Origin of the sequence: Paenibacillus gyeongsangnamensis (assembly GCF_027533625.1) — a bacterium.
Taxonomy (GTDB): Bacteria; Bacillota; Bacilli; order Paenibacillales; family NBRC-103111; genus Paenibacillus_G; species Paenibacillus_G gyeongsangnamensis.
This window is the reverse complement of record NZ_JAQAGZ010000012.1, coordinates 35,904-56,914: the sequence shown is the minus strand read 5'-3', so window position 1 is coordinate 56,914 and position 21,011 is coordinate 35,904. Positions and strand designations below refer to the sequence as shown.

22 protein-coding genes and 2 pseudogenes are annotated in these 21,011 nt (G+C 51.1%); 8 read left to right on the top strand and 16 right to left on the bottom strand.

Translation table 11 applies throughout. From position 1 onward, the window contains the following. Positions 1 to 11: 11 nt before the first annotated feature. Genes O9H85_RS18815 through rffA form a run of 3 tightly spaced genes read left to right on the top strand, consistent with a single transcriptional unit; the run spans position 12 to position 4,590 of the window. A complete protein-coding gene (locus O9H85_RS18815) occupies positions 12 to 2,534 on the top strand; it encodes a glycosyltransferase (protein WP_269882963.1) in 2,523 nt (840 codons plus the stop codon). A 13-nt stretch (positions 2,535 to 2,547) separates the two neighbouring features. Further along, a complete protein-coding gene (locus O9H85_RS18810; protein WP_269882962.1) occupies positions 2,548 to 3,429 on the top strand; it encodes a methionyl-tRNA formyltransferase in 882 nt (293 codons plus the stop codon). 27 nt (positions 3,430 to 3,456) lie between these two features. Further along, positions 3,457 to 4,590 (top strand): dTDP-4-amino-4,6-dideoxygalactose transaminase, encoded by a 1,134-nt coding sequence (gene rffA, locus O9H85_RS18805; protein ID WP_269882961.1) that lies wholly within the window; start codon positions 3,457 to 3,459, stop codon positions 4,588 to 4,590. 343 nt (positions 4,591 to 4,933) lie between these two features. Here rffA and O9H85_RS18800 read toward each other — a convergent pair whose 3' ends face one another. The 9 genes and pseudogenes from O9H85_RS18800 to O9H85_RS18760 form a co-directional block, all read right to left on the bottom strand. Then, entirely contained in the window at positions 4,934 to 5,467 is a 534-nt protein-coding gene (locus O9H85_RS18800; RefSeq protein WP_269882960.1) for a DinB family protein, read from the bottom strand. 66 nt (positions 5,468 to 5,533) lie between these two features. Next, positions 5,534 to 6,484, bottom strand: a pseudogene (locus O9H85_RS18795) (helix-turn-helix transcriptional regulator). 9 nt (positions 6,485 to 6,493) lie between these two features. Continuing rightward, entirely contained in the window at positions 6,494 to 7,045 is a 552-nt protein-coding gene (locus tag O9H85_RS18790) for an AAA family ATPase (protein WP_269882959.1), read from the bottom strand. A 201-nt stretch (positions 7,046 to 7,246) separates the two neighbouring features. Then, on the bottom strand, positions 7,247 to 7,525 hold the full coding sequence (locus tag O9H85_RS18785) for a hypothetical protein (protein ID WP_269882958.1): 279 nt from the start codon (positions 7,523 to 7,525) through the stop codon (positions 7,247 to 7,249). Positions 7,526 to 7,605: 80 nt separating this feature from the next. After that, positions 7,606 to 8,946: an MFS transporter gene (locus tag O9H85_RS18780; RefSeq protein ID WP_269882957.1), complete on the bottom strand. Its 1,341-nt coding sequence runs from the start codon at positions 8,944 to 8,946 to the stop codon at positions 7,606 to 7,608. 478 nt (positions 8,947 to 9,424) lie between these two features. Then, on the bottom strand, positions 9,425 to 9,739 hold the full coding sequence (locus O9H85_RS18775) for an MBL fold metallo-hydrolase (protein ID WP_269882956.1): 315 nt from the start codon (positions 9,737 to 9,739) through the stop codon (positions 9,425 to 9,427). Between the two features lies 1 nt (position 9,740). Continuing rightward, positions 9,741 to 10,064 (bottom strand): annotated as a pseudogene (locus O9H85_RS18770) (aminopeptidase); the annotation flags it as partial. Between the two features lie 101 nt (positions 10,065 to 10,165). Beyond that, positions 10,166 to 10,270, bottom strand: coding sequence for an AroM family protein (locus O9H85_RS18765; RefSeq protein WP_269882955.1), 105 nt, complete (start codon positions 10,268 to 10,270; stop codon positions 10,166 to 10,168). 112 nt (positions 10,271 to 10,382) lie between these two features. Then, entirely contained in the window at positions 10,383 to 10,559 is a 177-nt protein-coding gene (locus tag O9H85_RS18760) for a hypothetical protein (protein ID WP_269883135.1), read from the bottom strand. A gap of 166 nt (positions 10,560 to 10,725) precedes the next feature. Here O9H85_RS18760 and O9H85_RS18755 point away from each other — a divergent pair, with 166 nt between their 5' ends. Next, positions 10,726 to 11,352: a hypothetical protein gene (locus O9H85_RS18755; RefSeq protein WP_269882954.1), complete on the top strand. Its 627-nt coding sequence runs from the start codon at positions 10,726 to 10,728 to the stop codon at positions 11,350 to 11,352. A 19-nt stretch (positions 11,353 to 11,371) separates the two neighbouring features. Here O9H85_RS18755 and O9H85_RS18750 read toward each other — a convergent pair whose 3' ends face one another. After that, positions 11,372 to 12,208: a YitT family protein gene (locus O9H85_RS18750; protein ID WP_269882953.1), complete on the bottom strand. Its 837-nt coding sequence runs from the start codon at positions 12,206 to 12,208 to the stop codon at positions 11,372 to 11,374. A gap of 323 nt (positions 12,209 to 12,531) precedes the next feature. Here O9H85_RS18750 and O9H85_RS18745 point away from each other — a divergent pair, with 323 nt between their 5' ends. Both O9H85_RS18745 and O9H85_RS18740 read left to right on the top strand, forming a co-directional pair. Further along, on the top strand, positions 12,532 to 12,999 hold the full coding sequence (locus tag O9H85_RS18745; RefSeq protein ID WP_269882952.1) for a hypothetical protein: 468 nt from the start codon (positions 12,532 to 12,534) through the stop codon (positions 12,997 to 12,999). Positions 13,000 to 13,121: 122 nt separating this feature from the next. Next, positions 13,122 to 13,340: a hypothetical protein gene (locus tag O9H85_RS18740; RefSeq protein WP_269882951.1), complete on the top strand. Its 219-nt coding sequence runs from the start codon at positions 13,122 to 13,124 to the stop codon at positions 13,338 to 13,340. 46 nt (positions 13,341 to 13,386) lie between these two features. Here O9H85_RS18740 and greA read toward each other — a convergent pair whose 3' ends face one another. Next, positions 13,387 to 13,866 (bottom strand): transcription elongation factor GreA, encoded by a 480-nt coding sequence (gene greA, locus O9H85_RS18735; RefSeq protein ID WP_269882950.1) that lies wholly within the window; start codon positions 13,864 to 13,866, stop codon positions 13,387 to 13,389. Between the two features lie 363 nt (positions 13,867 to 14,229). On the opposite strand from greA, the gene O9H85_RS18730 reads away from it, so the two are divergent. Next, positions 14,230 to 15,090 (top strand): AraC family transcriptional regulator, encoded by an 861-nt coding sequence (locus O9H85_RS18730; RefSeq protein WP_269882949.1) that lies wholly within the window; start codon positions 14,230 to 14,232, stop codon positions 15,088 to 15,090. Between the two features lie 88 nt (positions 15,091 to 15,178). On the opposite strand, the gene O9H85_RS18725 is transcribed toward O9H85_RS18730, so the two are convergent. The 5 genes from O9H85_RS18725 to O9H85_RS18705 form a co-directional block, all read right to left on the bottom strand. Continuing rightward, the gene (locus O9H85_RS18725) at positions 15,179 to 15,547 is read right to left on the bottom strand and encodes a response regulator (protein ID WP_269882948.1); all 369 of its coding nucleotides are present in this window, start codon (positions 15,545 to 15,547) and stop codon (positions 15,179 to 15,181) included. Beyond that, on the bottom strand, positions 15,519 to 17,270 hold the full coding sequence (locus O9H85_RS18720) for a hybrid sensor histidine kinase/response regulator (protein WP_269882947.1): 1,752 nt from the start codon (positions 17,268 to 17,270) through the stop codon (positions 15,519 to 15,521). Before O9H85_RS18720 ends, O9H85_RS18725 begins: the two co-directional genes overlap by 29 nt. Positions 17,271 to 17,277: 7 nt before the next feature. After that, entirely contained in the window at positions 17,278 to 17,817 is a 540-nt protein-coding gene (locus tag O9H85_RS18715; RefSeq protein WP_269882946.1) for a heme NO-binding domain-containing protein, read from the bottom strand. Positions 17,818 to 17,839: 22 nt separating this feature from the next. Beyond that, positions 17,840 to 18,880, bottom strand: coding sequence for an HD domain-containing phosphohydrolase (locus O9H85_RS18710; protein WP_269882945.1), 1,041 nt, complete (start codon positions 18,878 to 18,880; stop codon positions 17,840 to 17,842). 334 nt (positions 18,881 to 19,214) lie between these two features. Then, positions 19,215 to 20,105: a LysR family transcriptional regulator gene (locus O9H85_RS18705; protein WP_269882944.1), complete on the bottom strand. Its 891-nt coding sequence runs from the start codon at positions 20,103 to 20,105 to the stop codon at positions 19,215 to 19,217. A 119-nt stretch (positions 20,106 to 20,224) separates the two neighbouring features. Between O9H85_RS18705 and O9H85_RS18700 the strand changes: the two genes are divergently transcribed. Beyond that, complete coding sequence (locus O9H85_RS18700) at positions 20,225 to 20,965, top strand: SDR family NAD(P)-dependent oxidoreductase (protein WP_269882943.1); 741 nt, start codon at positions 20,225 to 20,227, stop codon at positions 20,963 to 20,965. Positions 20,966 to 21,011: the final 46 nt, after the last annotated feature.

Genomic DNA, 21,011 nt, shown 5'->3' with positions numbered 1-21,011 from the left:
GGGACTGGCTAATGAATAACAATAAGATCATTTTTATATTTTGCGTGAACGATGAAAAAAAATATACCAAGTCTGCAGCTTACATCCAATCGCTTGATTTGCCGGAAGGCATGGAACTGGATGTGTTGTCCGTTACCGGCGCCGAAAGCATGACGTCCGGGTATAACTATGCCATGAACGCTTCCGACGCCAAATATAAAGTGTATCTGCATCAAGATGTATTTATCATAAACAAACACTTCATTTATGACGTACTGGCTTTGTTCCGGGCTCATCCCAAGCTTGGACTGCTAGGAATGGCCGGTGCGGCCCACTTGCCGGTAAACGGAGTTTGGTGGGAATCCAGAAACAAATTCGGCAAAATATATGGAAGCCTTACTGGAAACATTGAGCTGCTTTCTTTCCAAGAGGTGGAGTCTGATTACCGGCAGGTTGTTGCTGTGGATGGCTTTCTTATGGTCACTCAATACGATATCCCTTGGAGAGAGGACATCTTTCAGGGATGGCATTTCTATGATCTGTCTCAATCGATGGAGTTTATTAAGGCGGGATACGAAGTAGGAATACCGCCGCAGGAACAGCCTTGGTGCATTCATGATAGCGGTATCACCGACAACATGGATGGTTTCGAGGAAAATAGACATATTTTTCTGCGAGAATATTCTGCGGTTTACCCGATAGCCGAGCCGAATCCTCCGCAGTTCTCGAAAACTGATCATCAGAATATCTTGCAAAGTATTTCAACCAATCACCGTTTGTTTCAATTGTTGCTGGAACAAATGAAAAAATACTATATCGACAAACAGTTTGCCGAAGCGGTGAGTGTTGCTCAAATTGCCGCAGATTTCGCCTCCGGGAATCATTGCGGAATATTTACATGTCCGGAAATGGAAAACTTACTTATCGAAATTGGAAATTCCACAATCCGTCGCCGAAAGCCGGATAAAGTGACATCCGGGAAGGTTTTGCATATTTTAACGCAAGCCTATGATACAGGCGGACATACACGTTTGGCTTGGCGATGGATCGAACGGGATACGGAGAGAAAACCGGTCGTCGTATTAACGCATCAGCATAACTTACCGATTCCCCAGCCGCTTACCGAAAGTGTGAAGGCCAGAGGAGGGGTCATACACAAATTCCATGTCAACGCATCAACCTTAATGCAGCATGCGCAAATGCTCTATGACATCGCCGCAGAGGCCGATTATGTCGTATGTCATATTCATCCGTGGGATGTCATTCCGGTCCTGGCATTTGGAAATTCAGGCGAAATTCCTATTATTTTCGTTAATCATGCAGATCACATGTTCTTTATTGGTGCAAGTAGTTGCAATGTCGTAGTGAATCTCCGAAAATCGGCGGAACTGTTTTGCATCGAACGTCGCGGTATAGAGAAAATGCAATCAAAAATTTTGCCGATTCCTCTAGACGGGCTGTCCCGACAATATTCCCCGCAGGAAGCGAAGAAAAAATTAGGATTGCCGGAGCAAGAAATTCTGTTATTATCTGTTGCCGCCGGACACAAGTACTCACCGGTTGCAAAAATACATTTTATCGAAACGTTGCTTCCACTTATGATAAAACATCCGAATACAAGACTTCTTATCATCGGAACGAGGTCCATTGACCGTTTGCAGGACGCGCAAGCTTTGACAAACGGCCGCATTCAGGTGATCGATTTGCGACCTGATGTATCCTTATACCGGCAAGCGGCAGATATATATCTGGATTCATTTCCATTTTGTTCGAATACATCTTTACTGGAATCCGCCAGTTATGGAATCCCGGTAATCAGTTATGCACCTGCAATCTTTAATGGTGCAGTGTTATATGGCGACCACCCATCCATCGAAAATCACATGTTTCTTGCTACGAATATTGAAGAATACAAAAATATGGTTGAAAATTTAATTATTAATAATTTCGATTGCCGGGCGACTCTGGGTAAACAGCTGCAAGATAAGGTAGCTCAGGTACATGTGGACCGAACCTATTGGCATGAATGTTTGGAGCAAGTATACCAATCGGCAGAAGCTATAAAACCGCACTCCCTTCATGAGCATGATTACAAAGAACCTCAGGATATCGATATTTTGCTGACTGCCTTGCACGAAAAGGGAGGATTGGCCAAAGGACTTTTTTTTAGTATATGTCACCAGCTTAACTTTTTAAACAATCCTTCTATGTTTTCTTTTCTCTTGGATTTGGTTAAAGCGAATATGGTTAATAGGGATATTTATATCTGGGGGTTTCGCGACACTGTCATGCAGAATTTATTGACGGTTTTAAACTATGTGGAGACGAACGGCGCAAGGTTCAACGGTTTTATCGATGATGATCCGTCCCTTTATAACAAAGCTATATTTGGATTGCCTATCTATCCTCCGGATATTTTAAACGGAACAGCGTATGAACATAAAAAGCCTTTTGTGTTTATTTTTTCAATGAATTGGACTCTTACACGAGAGTATTTATCGAAATCGGGCTTTTCCGAAGTTTTCGATTACTGCATCAATTTTTCAATAAATTAAACGAGGGGTCGCTATGCCTTTGACTTTATTTGTCATGAATCAGAAGGGGTTGACTGTTTTAAAAGTTCTGCAATTTCATTTTGGCAATTCTTTTATATGCCAAGTAATCGGCAGCAGAGATCCGGCCGTTCAGAACGACTACTATGATGAAATTCACTCTTACTGCCGGGAGTGCGAGCTCCCTTTTATAGACCGTTTGGAGTTTGGCAATCGTCAACCGATTAGCGATACCGCGATAGCGGTCGGTTGGCGTTGGCTAATTCGCGGATATCCGTCTTTAATCGTTTTCCACGACTCACTCCTCCCGCGTTACCGGGGATTTGCGCCGCTCGTCTCTTGTTTAATCAATAAGGAACCGCAGATCGGCGTCACAGTTTTATTGGCATCGGAGGAGTACGACAAGGGACCGTTACTTGCGCAAGAAGCTATTGACGTGCAGTATCCCGTTAAAATTGCGGAAATGATTAACAAAATATCCGGGCTGTATGGCGAGCTGGCGCTTCGCATCGGAAGGATGATTATATCCGGAGAAGCATTGCAGGGAGTGCCGCAGGATGAGTCGGCGGCATCATACAGCTTGTGGCGCGATGAAGAGGACTATTGGATTGATTGGAACCAATCCGCTGGGACAATCAGGCGTTTTGTCGACAGTGTCGGCTACCCGTATCAAGGAGCGGCTGCAACAATCGGTGGCAAAAAGGTGGCTGTCCTGGATTGCGAAGTTGTATCTGACGTGCGGATTGAGAATCGTACGCCGGGAAAGATCATTTTTCTTCACGAAGGTATTCCGACAGTGGTTTGTGGGGAAGGGTTACTGAAATTACGGGAAGTTGTGGATTATGAGACACGGGAATCAAGGCTGCTGATAAGGAGACTTCGAAATCGGTTTAAATAATCTGCTGCCGAAAGGAGGCTCGAAAATATGATTAAATTTAATGTGCCTGCCGTGGCAGGAAAGGAAAAAAACTATCTGAAGATGGTCCTTCGGTCAAAGCTATTCGCAGGCGACAACGAATTTACGAAAAAGTGCTGTTCCTGGCTGCAGACCCGTCTCGGTTGTTTTAAAGTGCTTTTGACCCCTTCCTGTACGCATGCCCTGGAGATGAGCGCTATCCTTTCCGATATTCAACCGGGGGACGAGGTTATCATGCCGTCATTCACCTTTGTTTCTACCGCCAATGCGTTTTTGTTGCGGGGAGCCAAAATCGTCTTTGTCGATATCCGGCCGGATACGCAAAATATAGATGAGAAATTAATTGAAGATGCAATTACCGAGCGGACCAAGTGTATCGTTGTCGTGCACTATGCGGGTGTAGCTGCGGAGATGGACGCAATCTTGTCGATTGCCAAGCGATACTCTCTTGTTGTTGTTGAGGATGCAGCACAAGCTATTTTGTCTTCTTATAAAGGGAAACCGCTCGGTACGTTCGGGCAAATGGGTTGTCTGAGTTTTCATGAAACCAAAAACATTCATTGCGGTGAAGGGGGGGCGATTTTGCTCGGTGATCCGGAACTGTCGGAACGGGCAGAAATCATTCGGGAAAAGGGCACAAACCGGTCTTGCTTTTTCCGCGGACAGGTTGATAAATATTCCTGGGTGGATATCGGGTCTTCGTACCTTCTTGGCGAGCTGAGCGCGGCGTTTCTCTATGCACAGATGGAGATGGCGGAAAGGATCGTTCAAAACCGAATGTGTAATTGGAACCATTATTACGATGGACTGGCGGAAATGGAACAGCGAGGGTTTTTGGAGCGTCCGGTCATACCCGACGAATGCATCCAGAATGGCCACTTGTTCTATATAAAGGCGAAGAGCCTCGCAGAACGTACCGCTTTAATCGACTATCTTGCGGAAAAGGGCATCATGACTGTCTTCCATTATGTTCCCCTGCATTCTTCCAAAGCAGGACAATTATATACCTGTTTTCACGGAGAGGACCGTCATACGACAGATATAAGCGAACGGCTCCTGCGGCTTCCTTTGTACTATCAATTGCCGCGGGATCGCATTGAGTACATTGTGGAGGCCGTACGTCAGTTTTATCTTAACAACTAATTTATTCGGATAGGGCGGAATAAACTTACATGAAATACCTTTTGCTCGGTTTTTCGGAATTTACGTCTTAGGTAAAGTAAACTTTATTTTTTCCTCAGCCTTCGGTAAATTGAGAGGAATTCCCAGTTTACTCGCATCCCAGATATCTTTTTCAAACTGGGGTCCCGCCAATGGTTCCCCCCCAAGTCTGCTCAGACGAATATACAATATTCTACAAATTCTTTAGCCACCTTCTTGTACGCAGTCAGGATGAAGAGTGTTTGTTTCCTCAGGAAAGAAGTCCCTTTAACGCGAAAAAAGCCATCCCGATTAGACAGGATGACCTCTCGCCTTCTAGCGAAGCTTAGCCGGCCAAAAATTGCTTCAACCGCTCCTTCTGCTGCAGATGATGCCGGTAATGCATCTCGACGATCGTAAACCATTCAAGCGCATTCAACGCCCCGAAGCCCGGATGGTTCATCGTATAGCGCGGATCGCTGTCTTTCAGGGTTGGCTCGACTTCGGCCATGCGCCGCAGCACGGCATTCAATCCCTGGATGAGCTGCTCCTTGCTTGCCGGCTGCTGCGGCGTATACTGCGGGGACGGCGGGACTTGAATCCGAACGGGCGGGAAGCTGCCCTCGGCAAACGCCCATTTGCCTTTATTCGTTTTCTCTCCCGTCTCAAATACGGCATCCGCACTGTGCGTTACGCATTTGTCGGCATTACCGAGATGTAAATACAGCGCCGAATTGACCAAATGGACATACGGTTGTCCAAGCGACCATTCGTCCGGACCCGGCTGACGGGTTAATTGCTCCATGCTGAACTGATTCAATTCATTGACATAATGAGTCTGGATTTCTTCAAAACGTTTCAGCGTTTCAGTCGTGCTCATATCGGATCAACAGCTCCTTTATCGTTCTTAGCCTAACTATACAAAAACGCTACTGACAGCAGTATGTCAGTAGCGTTTTACTATTTTTTCGGCTTCTTCCCGGACCCGAAGGCGCAGCGATTCCGGCTCCAGCACGACGACTCCGGCCCCCCAGCCGAGGATCCAATGCAGCAGCCCCTCAGGACGGCGGACGCGGAACGTCACCCTCAGATCGCCGTCCGGAAGCTCCTCCATCCCGTCCAGGTAATAATTGTTCGTTTCCTCAATCTTATCGGCTATGCGGCGGTCAGCACGGATGCAGACCATGACGTTCCGGTCATCCGGCGGTACATATTTCTGCAGATCGAAATCCGGCGGATAAAGAAACGTTTCTTCCAGAAGCGCCAGACTATCCATTCGGGATAGCCGGAAATGGCGGAGCTCCCGCCTCAGCTCGCAGTGCGCGATCAGCATCCACGTTCCTTGAACGAGCGCAAGCCCGTAAGGCGCGCCACGCGCTCGCTATGGCGGCTGCCGTCCGTTTCCGGCAAGCTCTTGGAATAGCCGAATCTCACCTTCCGGCGTTCCAATATGGCTTGCCTCAGCAACTTCAGGCGCTCTCTCTCCTTATTCCCGCCCGCAGACCGTTCCACCGTCAGCAGCTTTACAGTCGTTCGCACCCGGGAAGCTTCCCGGCGCACCTCTTCGGGCAAGATCGCCTCGATCTTCCTCCGGGATGCCTGAGCTTGATGGCCGTAGCTACCGTCGAACCGCTGCTCCACGAAATCCGATCCGATCAGCAGCGTCACGGCCTCCTCGGCCGTAAAGCGGACCGGGGGCAGGAAATACCCCTTCGATCAAAGAATAGCCCTGCCCGGGGGCTCCGACGATCGGCACCCCCGCTTCACTAAGCGCCTGCATATCCCGGTATATCGTCCGCACGCTGGTCTCGAAGAGAGCGGCCAAATCCTCCCCCCGCAGCGTTCCCTTGCGCTGAAGCTCCAGCACGATCGCCAGCATCCGGTCGGTCTTGTTCACGTGCCGGGATCACCCCTCTTCGCCTACGATTAGCGCTTCATCGATCCGCTCGAGCAAAGCATCGGCGGTTTCCTCCGCCGTCCACCCGGACGAATCAAGCCACAGGCCGATCCGCGGCGTCTCCTGCCGCAGTACCTGGTCCAGTCCCTCTACGGTCCAGCTCCCGTATCCTTTCTTGGAACGGCCGGCTTCCCTCGCCTCCACCGATGGCACGTTCGGGCACAGCGCCACGACATAGAAGGGGCGGCTCTTGACCATGGAAATAAAATCGTTCAACACCCGGCCGACCACGACATCCTGCACGATGACATTAAAGCCCTCGGCGCAGTACGTATCCGCGGCTTGCGCGGCAAGCCGGTAGCGGAGCCGCAGCTGGCCCTGCTCCGCTTCCCCGGCGTCCGGCTTCACTTCTTTGCGGTCGTTCACGATCATCCTCCGGAACAGATCTCCCCGCAGATGAACCGACTTCTCCAGACGCTCAGCGAGCTGCTGCGCTACGGTCGATTTGCCGCTCGCCATGATACCGGTAATCAAGATAACGGACGGCGATTGTAAATGCATCGGCCGGGTCCTCCCTTCAGGACTGCTTTGCTGAAAATTATAAATCATGAGGAGGATTCAGGAAACGGCTAAAACGTTAAGGTGGCGGAAGCCCGCGAGCATGTGCCCAGCGGCACCACCGCATGGAAGGCTGCAGGCATTGAGGTCGAATCATTCGGGAGAACAGAAAAACCGCCTGGTTAGGCGGCCTTTCTGCTGACATTAATCGATGTAGCCTGCAAGTCCTTGCTCCGTCAAATAGTCCATCTCGGCATCCAAGACCGACTCGACCTTCAGCTCGTCCAGCTTGACGTCAGGACGGCTTACGACATAATCCACCAGCTCGTCGCTGTCGATGTCCACTTCGCCTTTGGCATTCGTCTTGGCGCTGTCAATGAACGCCTGCTCGTGCCTTAGCACCAGCTTAATGCTTGCAGGTTCGACGCCCGTCTTGCTTGCTATGTATTGTACCAGCTCTTGCTCGTTGATTTGCTCGCTCACGAATTGTCAGCTCCTTTATGGGTTCATACCGCCATTGTACCATAAGATCCCCTTTTGCCAGAAACGGGCAAGCCCCCCACTTAGATTGCCGCGCTTTCCTTTACGGAGCCTGCGTTTTGGCGCGACCGCTTGTACCATAGCAGCACGAGCAGGGAGCTCAGGCATACGCCGAGCAGCAGCTCATACACATGCTGATAGGCCATAACCGGCGGCGTATTCCTCTGCACCTCCAGCAGCAGCCCGCAGACGGCAACCGAAACCGAGCCGCCGAAAAACTGAATCAGCTGCAACAAGCCCATGCCGGAGCCAATCAGCGTTCTCGGAAGCAGCAGCGACGTTTCGTTGTTCAGCGACGCCATTGTGGCGGAGAAGGCCGGCGAGAAGATCAGGTACCCGCATAAAATGACAACCGGCGAAGAGGAAAGATTGAGCGAGAAGAAAAGCAATACGGCCGCCAGCAAACCGTGACCGATCAGGAGAAACCGTACATTGCCGTACCGGTCGATCCACTGCCCGACGAATCGCGTCATGATGGCCGAGAAGATGGCGCCCGGAGCGATCATGAGGCCGATATGCATAGCCGATTGGTGAAACAGGTTGGCAAGCACCAGCGGCATAAGAAACAGGTTGCCGAGGTTCAGCACCAGAATGCAAAACCCGACGGTCAGCAGCTTCCCGTAGCCGAACTTCTTCAGCAGCTCGGGGTTAATGAACGGGGCCTTCGCGCGTCTCAGGTGCCAAGCGTGCACGGCGAAGGATACAATGCTGATCGCGAGCCACAGGACCGATCGCTGCGTGACCGCTGTCAGCAAGGAGGCGGCATTGATCACGGTCAACGCCGCTCCCAGGGAATCAAAGCCGGAAGCCTTAGGCTTCTCCCGCGGCAGCAGGCGCAGCAGCACCGGCAGCACGACGAGCACAAGACAAGTGACGGCGAAGAGCCCGTTCCACCCGAAATATTCGCTGATCAAGCCGCCCACGATCGGACCGAGCCCGAACGCCATGGCGCTGCCCGCCGTAATCATCGCGATCGCCCGTCCGCGACGGTCCACTGGAATATACCGGCTGGCCAGAACGAGACCGAGTCCCGCCATCGCCCCTGCACCCGCCGACTGCAGAATTCTGGCAGCCAGCAGCGTATGGAAATCCCGTGCGAAGAGGCCGAGCACCGAGGAAAGCCCGAGGATCGTAAGACCAACGATAAGCAGGCGGCGAATCGATATGGCGTCCGACAGCCTGCTGTAAATCACGGTCGACAGCGCATAACCGATGGAATAGCTCGATATAATCCAAGAGCCGAGATCCGCGGTAATGCTCAGATCCCGAATGATGCTGGGAATGGATACATTAAACATCGTCGTATTCATTACGACAATAAACAAACCGAACGTCCACAAGGGCATCACTATTTTGTCATTCAACTCTGCTCATCCCTATCCGTTACTAGTACTTAAAACGAACTAATGCCCTAAGTATACTGTATTTCGGAACGCGGATAAAATCATTCGCACAATCCGGCGATCCCCTGTTCCACGTGAAACCCCTCCCTTGGCGGCCCAGTCAGCCACGCCATGTGCTTGATGCTCATGGATGCCGAGACATCTCCCATCCCCGCCTCATGCGAGAATAATAGGAAAACTCCTTATCGGAGCCTTTCAAAGCAGCCAGACCTTCGGTTTGCTCAGCAAACCCGCTTCGTAAGCAGGTAGTTTTTCTTAGTACAGAAGTTTCAATCCGCTTTCATGCTTTAGCGAACTTAAACTTCCTACATCGTTAAAAAACAGTCTCATGCCCACAGTATGAGACCTAATCATCTTTCATAAATTCGATAAAGCGTTCCGCGCTGGCCAGCTTTTACCGTCGGCAGCGCTACGGACGCTTCGTCCGATGCAAATTTTGTTAGGGTTCCATGCCCAAATCCACTTCCATCAAATCCCGGCCGACCGTAATCGGACCGTCGTAAATCTCCTTCATGCCCTCGGTATAGGCCGCTTCGGCTTCCGCCGTCTTGGCCGGGGCAGGGATATGGTGCGTCAGCAGCAAATGCTTCACGCCCGCTTTCGCGGCAATCTCCGCCGCCTGCAGCGTCGTCGTATGATATTTGGCCGGGTTGTTCAGGCCTACCGCTTGGTCCGGGTACATGGCGATCAGAGCATCCAGCCACGGCTTGTTATAGGCTTCATGAACGAGCAGGTCTGCACCAGCGGCATACATCGTAATCGGCGGAGATGGCGCCTTCCAGGAACATGTCCCGAGTGATGGCCGGCATCGTCGCCAATCGGGCGCCATGCGCCACCGCTTCCTTGCGCGCTTTCGTATGGGTCAGGGAGTGCTGTGTCGCACAGATGACGATATCCGCCTGCTTCATGGCTTCGGCGACCGGAGCAGGCGGTTCTTGCCCCGATTTCTCCCGCTCCTGCATGACCATCAGCATCGCCTCCGCGCCGAGCTGCTTGCCCGCCTCGTATAACGCCTCGCCGATGTCCTTCTTCCGGTCGTCGGCGACCACCAGAAGCTTCTCCTCCGGCTTCAAGCCCATACACCGCCGCAGCAGATTAGAGCTGATTGCGATCAAATCTGTATCCATAAGCTGATCTTCCTATTCCTGCGAATTTGCCTTGCATGTGCAACGAATTCACATTATATTATTTCCGAAACGATCTTCGCCATAAGCGCGTTGGTCAAGATGACGGGAAGCCCGGTATGGGCCGCGACGAACGCCCTCATCGATTCCGTGTACCCCATGCAGTCGACCGTTCATGTTAGTTAATGTGACACGAATTAATATTTTCCAGACAAATGCAAATAAAGCCTCGCACGTCAGTATGCAGGGCTTTTGGAAATATCCGGTTCATTGCTACGCCCGGGCAGCTCTGCGGCTTGCCGTGCCGTTCGCGTACGCAGGCTGAAGAACATCATTGCAAGACTGAAGGCAAAGCCCGCGCCGATCCCAATCAGCATAATCCACATAGGCCTCATGCCGCGAGGATGTCAATCCGGCCTGGAATTTGCCTGTGGAAGCAATAAGGAGCATGAGCAAGCTCCTGTTTTCTGAAAATGCTGCGGCCTCCTTCGGTATGGGCAAGCTTGCCTTGCAGCCATGATTCGAACGCTTGTTTTTGCCGATTGCCTAGATCTTCGTCTTGATGATACGATATTGCGGCGAGCACATGGAAATCATTGGAGCGGAGTGGTGTTTCATGAAAATGATCGTTTTTCAGCCGAAGCTTGAACAGGAAATGGAACAACTCGAGAACCTGCTGCAGCAGCACTCCTATGTGGATATGGTCCTCTTCCCGGAGGGGTATTTGAATGAACATGTCGAACGAGCGGCGCGATTGGCAAGACGCACAGGCACCATACTCATCGGCGGCTACAGAAACCCTCACGCCAGGCCCAAAGACAGGGCGGTTCTCATAGACCGTGCAGGCACTATTGCGGTGGACCGGATCAAATACAGCCCGACCTCGATTGCCGCAGTAGAGGGCCTAAGCATCGGACACCTTCTGTGCGATGAGCTCATCCTTCAAGGGCTGACAAGCGAAGAAGCGGTCCCTCCGGACTTGCTTGTCCATCCCATCGGCGTCGGCATGTTCAGTGAGGAGCAGTTTGAGGAGTGGATCAATGCGGCCCGGGAAATCGCCATAGCCCATCGCACCATGATCGTCGGAACAAGCCACGCCGACGGTTCTTACCGCGATTCGGACGTATCGATTCCTATCGCCTATTGCTTTGATGAGCGGGGAGAAGCGGTTTTTGTCTCCAAACGGGATGTCCGGGCGCGAATCCTCGATCTTGAAACCAAAGAAGTCACTATACTTGATTGAAGCAGCACGCCAAGCGGGCTCACTTCGAGATATCCAAGAATCCTTTTCCAAACACATCGCGTACGTCATGAATGGTGACGAATGCACCTTTGTCGATCGCTTTTATCATTTTCTTGAGCCGGCTGACTTCCTGCTTGCTTACGACGATATACAAAACCTCTTTGGACGCTTGGCTATAGTGTCCCCGGCCGTATAGGACGGTCACGCCTCTATCCAGGTCTACGTTCACCCGCTCGGCAATTCGGCTCTGCTCGTCGGAAATGATCATGACCGCCTTTTTCGTATCCACGCCCTCGATGATGAAGTCCATCACCTTCGTTGCGACATACAGCATCACGATCGTAAGCATCAGGCTCTGCGCCCCGATAATAAAGTACGAGGAAGCGGCCACGACCAAATCAAGCAGCAGCAGCGCGTAGCTGACATTCCAGTCCAAATATTTACTTGCAATCCGGGCCAGTATGGTCGAGCCCGCTGTCGTGCCTCCGGTCCGGATGATGAGGCCTAAGCCAATCCCGGCGAAGACGCCCCCGAAGATGGCATTAACCAGCAGCTCGCTGGAGGAGATGCGCCAGCCTTCGGTCAAATAGAGAAACAAAGAATTGCAGCATACCGCAATGACCGTGTAGACGATCGTGGTCTTGTCCAGCAGCTTGTAGCCGATAAGGAGCAACAAGGCGTTCAGGACCAGATTCACCAGCCCGGGAGACCACTGAAACAAGTAATAGGCAATGATCGTTATGCCCGTAACGCCGCCTTCGCCGAGATGATTGGGAATGATGAACAAATTGACGGCCAGCGCAAACATCAATGAGCCTGCCGCCAGAAATACGATATCCTTGACCCGTTGTTTCATCGGTCAACCCCCATTACAGCCGATTCTCGCTGCCCCGCCGTCCGAGGCAATAAGAGATAGTATACCACCGGCGGCCGGCCCGCGGGCAACCTTTTCCACCGTTGCGACCAGGCTCGGATCTTGGACGCCTTATTTTTTTGTTCCGAAGAAGTCTCCCGGGCCGATCCCAGGCGCCGACGCCATCCCGGACCCTTCGGGCGGGGGGCACCTGATCGTTCTGAGAATCGTTGTTCCGCCCGATGCGTAGGTACATATATTGTATGGAGCCCCTCGTTCGCGCCTATTGCCGAATGCTGCTCATTCTAACAAAGGAGAGACTTGCCTTGCCAAATGCTCAGAAGACTGTGATCCATTTACCGTTTCCGTCCAGATGGGGCATTAACGCTTATGCCGGCGGCCGGCCCGTCATCTGGGGGACCCTCATCATTACCTCAGTTGCCAATAACCGGGTAACCGGGACGGTGAACTTTCGGGGCACCCCGCTCCCCATTCAAGGTACCTGGGATGAAGGATCAAGACAAATCCGGTTCGATTCGCCCTATGCCCGATTCTCTGGCCGCTTGTCCCTATTCGACGATCGTACGATCCGTATACGGCATTTTACGCTTCAAGGCGATTTAATGATGAAGCCCCCTTCCCTCCAAGCCGGCGAGTACGGAACCTGGATCGCGACAACGGATATTTGCCTGAGCCAGCTCCCCCCCGGTACGGCCTCCTCGCCGTCCAGCAGCGAGCTGCCTCCTGTCGGCGTTTTTGTCACATCGGATTACCAAGGTAAGATATGCCCTTAAGCTCGACGAGAGCTTGAGCGGATGAAGCCGATTTTACAACTTGAACGGCGCGCAATAGCACACAGCAGGCGGCTCCAAGTCGCGGCTGTGTTTTTTGTTTCCGGAAAAGCTTGGGGGACCCCATGTTTGGATGGTGCGGTCATTACCGGGCTTATCATTGCATTGATCTTAAGCCCCGCCACTTCGTGGCTTATCGTTGGAGCCGCCTCGATCCTTTCCATCGTATTCAAGCATTGCTTGTCTACCGCAAAAAACCGATCTTCAATCCCGCGGCTCTGGGACTGCTCCTGTCCGTCCTGTTGTTTCGCGCAGCCTGGCTATTCACCCGAACATACCAATAAACCACTCCGGCTAGGGAGTGGTTTAGGGTAATACGCTTCCTTGACATCAGTTCGCTTTGATCTCGAGCAGCTCATACTGAAGGACGCCCATCGGGGCGTTCACATGAATGATGGCGCCCACCTTCTTGCCCAAAATCTCTTTTCCGAGCGGGCTCTCGTAAGAGATCTTGTTCTCGGCTACGTTCGCCTCGGCGGGACCGACAATCCGGTATTCGATCTTCTCTGCGAACTCGACATCATTCAGGATGACCACGGAGCCTACGCTCACTTGGTCCAGGCTCATGCTCTCCGCATCGACGACGCGGGCGTTCTTCAGCATCCGCTCCAGCGTAAGAATCCTTGTTTCCATAAACGCCTGATCGTCCTTCGCCGAATGATATTCGCTGTTTTCCTTGAGGTCGCCGTAGCTGATCGCCACCTTCAGCCTCTCCGCCAGCTCCTTGCGCTTGACCGTCTTGAGCTCGTGAAGCTCCTCCTCGATCTTCGCCAAACCTTCTTGCGTCAAAATAATGGGATCGTTGCTCATGGTTCCAGCTCCTATTTCATTATCGTTGTACCATTGTACCCTATCCGGCGACAATTCGTAATCGGTTTGATGAAAAAAGGGGTACGAAATACGTTTTTCTTAGTCGAAAGTCAACCCAATGTCAACCATTAGAATGGGGTCTCAACGGTTAGAATTATACATGAGGACTAAGACGCGCTAGAAATAAAGATTCCACCTGCTGCGTTGCAGCAGGTATGTCATGCGTTAAGGCGCGTTCTGTCCGAATGATTCGGAATTTGGTAAAGTAGAGCTAGCAGGGCGAATCATCTGTCATCTCAGAGCATGGAATAACCGGATTTTACGAACCGGCAATGATAAGATGATATCGAAGGAGATGAGGGTGTGGAGTGGCTTGTGAGGATGAAGGATGCGCTTGAGCTGATGGAGAGCCGAATGGACGAACAGCTGGATATCGAAGATATTGCCAAGGCTGCTTATTCCTCCCCGTTTCACTTTCAGCGCATGTTTCATATGTTAACCGGCGTCACGGTCGCGGAGTATATCCGCAAACGCAGGCTAACCTTAGCTGCGCAGGAGCTGGCCGTCTCGCCCGTGAGAGTGCTGGATGTGGCGCTGAAATACGGCTATGACACGCCGGAGGCCTTCTCCAAAGCGTTCCGTAAGGTTCACGGGATTACCCCTTCTGCCGCGCGTGAGCCGGGAGCCCGGCTCAAAGCCTTCCCTCGCATCTCGTTCCATCTATCACTGAAGGGAGACAAGGAGATGGATTACAGAATCGTAGAGAAAGGCCCGTTTACCGTTGTCGGCAAATCCATTCAATTATCGACCAGGGACGGGGAGAATACCCGGCGCATCCCGCAATTCTGGGCGGAATGCCACCAAGACGGCACCGTCGGCAGATTAAGCTCCATCGCGCCGGACAAGGAACTCTTGGGCATCTGTACGGATATGCAGCATGATAAAGAACAGTTCACCTACCTCATTGCCGTTGAAGCCGGTGCCGGAGCCGCGGAAGAGGGCTTGATCTCCAGGAGCATACCTGCCGCGAGCTGGGCTGTGTTCCCATCGGTCGGTCCGTTGCCCGGAGCCATACAGTCGGTTTGGGCGAGGATTTATCAAGAATGGTTTCCCGCCACCGGCTATGAGCATGGCGAAGGCCCCGAGCTGGAGGTTTATCCGCTTGGCGATATCGCTTCCGAGGACTACCGCTGCGAGGTATGGGTTCCGGTTGTGAAGCGATAAGGAAGCTAAGAGGCCGATTCTATCGTAATCGGCCTTTTTTGAATGCTCAGGAAGTATAAGTTTAAACCGGAGGTTCATTTCGCATGCATTAATCCCCTTTCAAAAATGCATGCATCTTCTCCAGCAGCCGATTCCATTCAACCGGTTTGGTATCGAAATCGTCGCAACCCGCTTGAATGGCCTTATCCCGATCGCTTGACATGGCGTGGGCGGTTAACGCAATCACGGGTATATGCTTCGTCTCATGCGATGCTTTCAGCTGCCGCGTGGCATCCCAGCCGTCCAGCACGGGCAAGCTCATATCCATCAGGATGAGATCCGGGGACTCCGCCTTCGCCAGTTCAATGCCTTGCTGTCCATCTGCCGCCATGACCACTTGATAGCCCTTGCGCAATAAACGGCGTGAGAGCATGTCCCTGTTCATCTCGTTATCTTCGACTAATAGAATCTTCTTCATCGTCTGTCCCCTTCTCTCGGGAAGTGGTTGTCTGCTCCATATTGGAGCTGGCAATCAAATGACGGACTTCCTGCAAGAGCGCTTCGCGATGCAGATCTCCCTTTTGCACAATTTTTTTCACATATCCGTTTAACCGCAGCCGGTCCTCTTCCGTTATATTTTTTGCGGTAACCACCACAATCGGAATGGAGCGCCATTCTTCCCGCTTCCGAAGCTCTGTCACAAACTCAAATCCGTCCATCTCCGGCATCATTAAATCGAGCAAAATCAATTGCGGCTTCGCTTGAGCCACATTCTGCAAGGCAAGATGCCCATTCCCGGCTCGGGTAACGCGATTCCCTTCTTTCTCAAGCATTTTGGTCATCATTTGACTTGTCGCCATATCATCCTCGATGACCAATACCGAATTGGATTGACGCTCGTCGATATACTTTTCCAGCACGGAGATGAGCCGCTCGCGATAAATCGGCTTGGTTAAAAATTCCGAAGCTCCCAAGGCATAGCCCAGATTCTTATCGTCGGTCATGGAGATCATCACAACAGGAATGTTTGCAAGTCCCGGATCATTCTTCAGCGTCGTTAATACGTTCCATCCATCCATTCCGGGCATGAGCACATCAAGGGAGATGACGGCAGGATGCAGCTTCTTCGCCAAGCGAATCCCTTCTTGCCCGTTTCTGGCAAGCACCACCGTCCAGTCCTCTTTGCCGAGATAACGCTGCATTAGCTGAAGCATGGCCGGATCGTCATCTATCACCAGAACCGTACTCGATCCCTCAGACCTCACGTCCGGACTTTCCGACAAGAGGGAGGCGCTTCCGGAGGGAGGATGGTCTACGAGCGGAAGCCAAATGGAGAACGTAGCGCCTTGGCCGTATTCGCTGCTGACGGTAATCTTGCCGGCCATGATTTGGCAAAGCCGTTGACTTATCGCCAGACCTAGTCCCGTACCGCCATATTTTCTTGTCGTTGATGAATCGGCCTGTTTAAAGGCTTGAAATAATTGAGCCAACTGCTCGGGAGTCATGCCGATTCCCGTATCTTTCACCCGAAATGAAATGCCATGTATGCCATCTTGGGCTTCATAGGCCGCCGAAACCCATATCGTGCCTTCTTTTGTAAATTTGCTGGCATTGCTAAGCACATTAAAGAGTATCTGCCTAAGCTTCGTTATGTCCGTCTTCATGGAGCCTTCGAGAATATCGACCTCCAAGCGATTCTTGTTGGCCTCTATTAACGGATAAGAGGTTGTCACGACCTCTTGAACGATGCCCGGAATATCGCAGTCCTCCAGATATAGTTCCGTCTTGCCCGCTTCAATCTTGGATAGATCGAGAATGTCGTTAATGAGTGCCAGAAGATGCTTGCCTGCGGCATTAATCTTTTCAAGATCGTCTGCAAACCTGATCTCGCCCAGCTCGTCAGCCTCTTCCTTCAGCATTTCGCTGTAACCGATAATGGCATTCAGCGGAGTGCGAAGCTCATGGCTCATATTGGCCAGGAACTGGCTTTTTATTTGATTGGCTTCCACGGCTTCGTCACGAGCTCTGGATAGTTCAAGGGTTCGCTCCTTGACCAATTCCTCCAGCTGATCGTTCAATTGACGCAGCTCCTGATTCACATGATAGATTTCACGGGTCTTCTGCTCGGCTATTTGCTCGGCTGCTTTGCGCGCCGATTTCTCGCGCTCAAGCTGTCTACGGAGAAGTTCAATTTCATTCACCGAGTTCTCACCCCACTTTCGTCAATGCAAAACGGGCAGACCTTCCATCTGACAAATCTTCTCGCCTGATGTCGATCTTCTCTCCATAATACGCGATGCAGCCGATAATAAGCCCCTCCGCCAAATCAGCAAATGGCCGCGTTGAACGATAGGTCATGACCAACGAATCCGGAGTAGAAATCTCATAATGGAAGGCAGGCAGTTCCGCGTCGGGATACAGCTTGCGTACTTCGACATGGATATAGCTATCCACTTTCTGTAAAAGCCCAAACGCCGAGCTATTCTCTTCCGCGAAATACGGGTGCATTTCGATGAGCTGGGTAAACAAGTATTCGCCAAAAGTTCGTACCAAATCGGATGCGGATATGCCTGTTCGGACGCTGAGCTGCATTACCAGCTTTATGATTTCGGCGTGGTCGTACGTACCGACCGTAGTGTAGCTGCCGCCTGACGGCAGTTCAGAAGTCTCAATGATTTCATCTGCCACTTTCAGAGAAAACTTGTTCTCGACCATCTCAAGAAAAGAAGTAAAAACGATTCCTTTCATAAGCGAATCCCATCCTATCTGATTATTGATTGTTGTTGCTTTGCATGATACTAATAAAAGCATCGACTACTCGCGGATCAAAATGGACTCCGTTCTGCTTCTGAATTTCAGCTACGGCTTCTTCCCTGGTCCAAGCTCGTTTATAAGGACGTTCGTGAGTCAGCGCGTCGAAGAAATCGGCAATGGCCACGATTCGTCCGGCCAGCGGAATATCCTCTCCGCTTAATCCGTTCGGATACCCGGTACCGTCCCATTTTTCATGGTGCGATAAAGCGATCGTCCTAGCCAAATGCAGTACCGGAAACAAACTCCCTTCGAGGATATTCGCCCCAATCTTGGTATGCATCTTCATTTGCTCAAATTCTTCGGGAGTAAATTTCCCCGGCTTCAATAAAATTCCGTCAGATATTCCAATTTTCCCTATATCATGCAAGGGGGATGCCTGTTGAATGAGGTCTGCTTCATGCTGCGGAAACCCCAGGGCATAAGCAATTTTCCCGGCCAACTGGGCCACCCGCTGCGTATGCTGGCCCGTCTCGTCATCACGGTATTCCGAGGTGCGTCCGAGCAGCTGCAGAATTTCAAGCTTGGCCTGTTCAAGCTCCTTGGTACGCTCTCTTACCCGCCGCTCCAAATGATCATTGTGGTCCTGAATCTGCAGATGGTAGTACCTCGTTCTCAGTAAATTATGTATGCGCAGGATCACTTCCGTTCGGTCGAACGGCTTCGTCAGGAAATCGTTGGCTCCCTCATGAAGCACCCTTTTCTTCGCGTCCGGAGTAACATCTGCAGTAAGCACCAGAATCGGAAGGTATTCTTCTTCCCGTTTCAGTTCCCTTAAACATTTTAGAGCCGTAAATCCGTCCATTGCCGGCATATGTAAATCCAACAAAATAATATCAGGCTGAATTTCATGATAGCGCGCTTCTAACTGAAGCGGCTCCGTGGTGCTCATTACATTGGAATAGCCCGCGCGGCGCAAGATGCGTTCTAACAGACTGATATTGTATTCCTGATCATCCACGATAAGAAACTTGGCTTGTTTAATCCACATCTCATGCATCGTTTTGCCTCATTCGATCACTGATTTGGATTGCTAATTGTTGACTGTCGGATACTTCGGAACGCTGATCTTACCAAATATATGTTTCTACAACATTTGACAATATTCCTTCAAAAACTGCGATTATTATTCATCCCCCGGAACGCGACTCATCACTCGACCGTTATGCAAAACGGTACCGGCTGCTGCCGTAGTCAGCCAAAAATAATAAGCGGTTGAGCAGGAAAGGAAATATCGCCTGTTCAACCGCTAATTTTATTACCGCCACATCCCATCGAAGGATAATCCTCCAGATCAACAAACCGATTTAGTGGATTTTCGTGAAAGCCTTGCTTCACTTCGGGTTTTCGTTAAGCTCCTGCTTGAGAAATTGATACAGCTTTGCGCTTGCCAGCTTCAAGGGATAATCTGAAGCTTTGCAGACAATTCCGAAGGTCATGTTGATCAGACTGCCGCTCATCATCCGTACAATCGTTCCCGGAGGTACAGGGTTTAGGACGATCCTCGGAACTAGCGTGATCCCTAATCCGCTTTGGACATAATGCTTCAAAGCGGTCATGCTCCCAATCTCCATCGTATCCAGCTGAATATTGCCCGATTCCTGTAGTAGCAGCTCCAGTTTTTTGCGGTAAGGACAGGTCGCAGATGTAATGAGCAGACGATACCCCCGGAAATCCTCCGGTGCAATCACGGCTTTGTCGGCAAGAGGATGATTGTCCGGCATCAGCACTGCAAACTCTTCCGTAAATAATGGTTCAAAATAGAGCTCGGAGCCCAGATGCGGTGCCGAACATAGGGCCATATCCAATTCTCCGCCTAGAAGGCGATGGCTCAATACCGGCGTGTTCGCAATGTCCAGGGAAATTCGTACTTTTGCATACTCGGATAAAAAACGCCCTAAAATGTCCGGCAGCCGGTAACTTGCGGTCGGCTCCGTCACCCCTAGACGGATATGGCCCGACACGCCCAGCTGCATATCCGACAAGTCGGTTTGCATCCGATCTATTCTTTGCACAATATCCATGCTTTGATCGTAAAACAGTCTTCCGGCGTCGGTTAACCGAATCTTTTTCCCTCGTTCAATGAGCTGCATCCCCAAATCCGTTTCTAGCTTCTGAATTTGCATCGTGACGGTGGATTGCGCATAATTCATCTCTTCGGCCGCACGGTGAAAGCTTCCGTATCTCACGATCCGATGAAAGGTTTTTAATGTTTTTAAATCCATCGCAGTTCTCCTCTATTTTGTTCAAAATTATTGAACGAACTAATCAATATATTCAATTATACAAATATTGATGGAGGATATACACTAATAAATATCAAGCTGCACCGAGGAGGATTACGATGGATTTAAAAAATAAAGCGGCTCTTGTGACAGGCGGCGGCACGGGAATCGGCAGGGCTGCATGCCTTGCGCTTGCTCGGCGAGGCGCATCCGTTGCGGTGAACTATTCGCGCTCGAAAGCCGATGCGGAAGAAACCGTACACTTCATCAATGACAACGGGGGGCATGCAATTGCCATACAAGCCGATGTTTCCCGGGACAATGAAGTCAAGAACATGGTAGATGACATCGTGCAGCGATTCGGCACGATAGATGTGCTTGTAAACAATGCCAGCATTACACGGCATATCCCTTTAAACGATTTGGAGTCGGTGACGGAGGACATATGGAATGAGCTTTATGATGTCAATGTCAAAGGCATGTTTTACTGTGCGCGGGCTGCTTCGGTCTTCATGAAAAAGAATAACCAAGCGGCGATCGTAAATGTCGGAAGCATAGCGGGACAAACCGGACTCGGCTCGTCGCTTCCATACGCGGTATCCAAAGCGGCGGTTCACGCCCTTACGAAATCGTTAGCACGCGCCTTAGCTCCGAAGATTAGAGTCAACTGCGTCGTGCCGGGAGCCGTGGCGACAAGATGGTGGGCCGGCAGGGAAGAACAAATGAACAAGCTGGCCCCTAATCTCCTTTTGCAGCATATTTCAACACCCGAAGATATTGCTCAAATGATCTGTGCAGCCTTGGAGCAAGAAGCAATGACGGGACAGATCATTACGGTAGACAGCGGTCAAACGTTGTAATTTTGTTTCCCCGAAAAAAATTCAGGGCACCCTCGGCGGGTGCCCC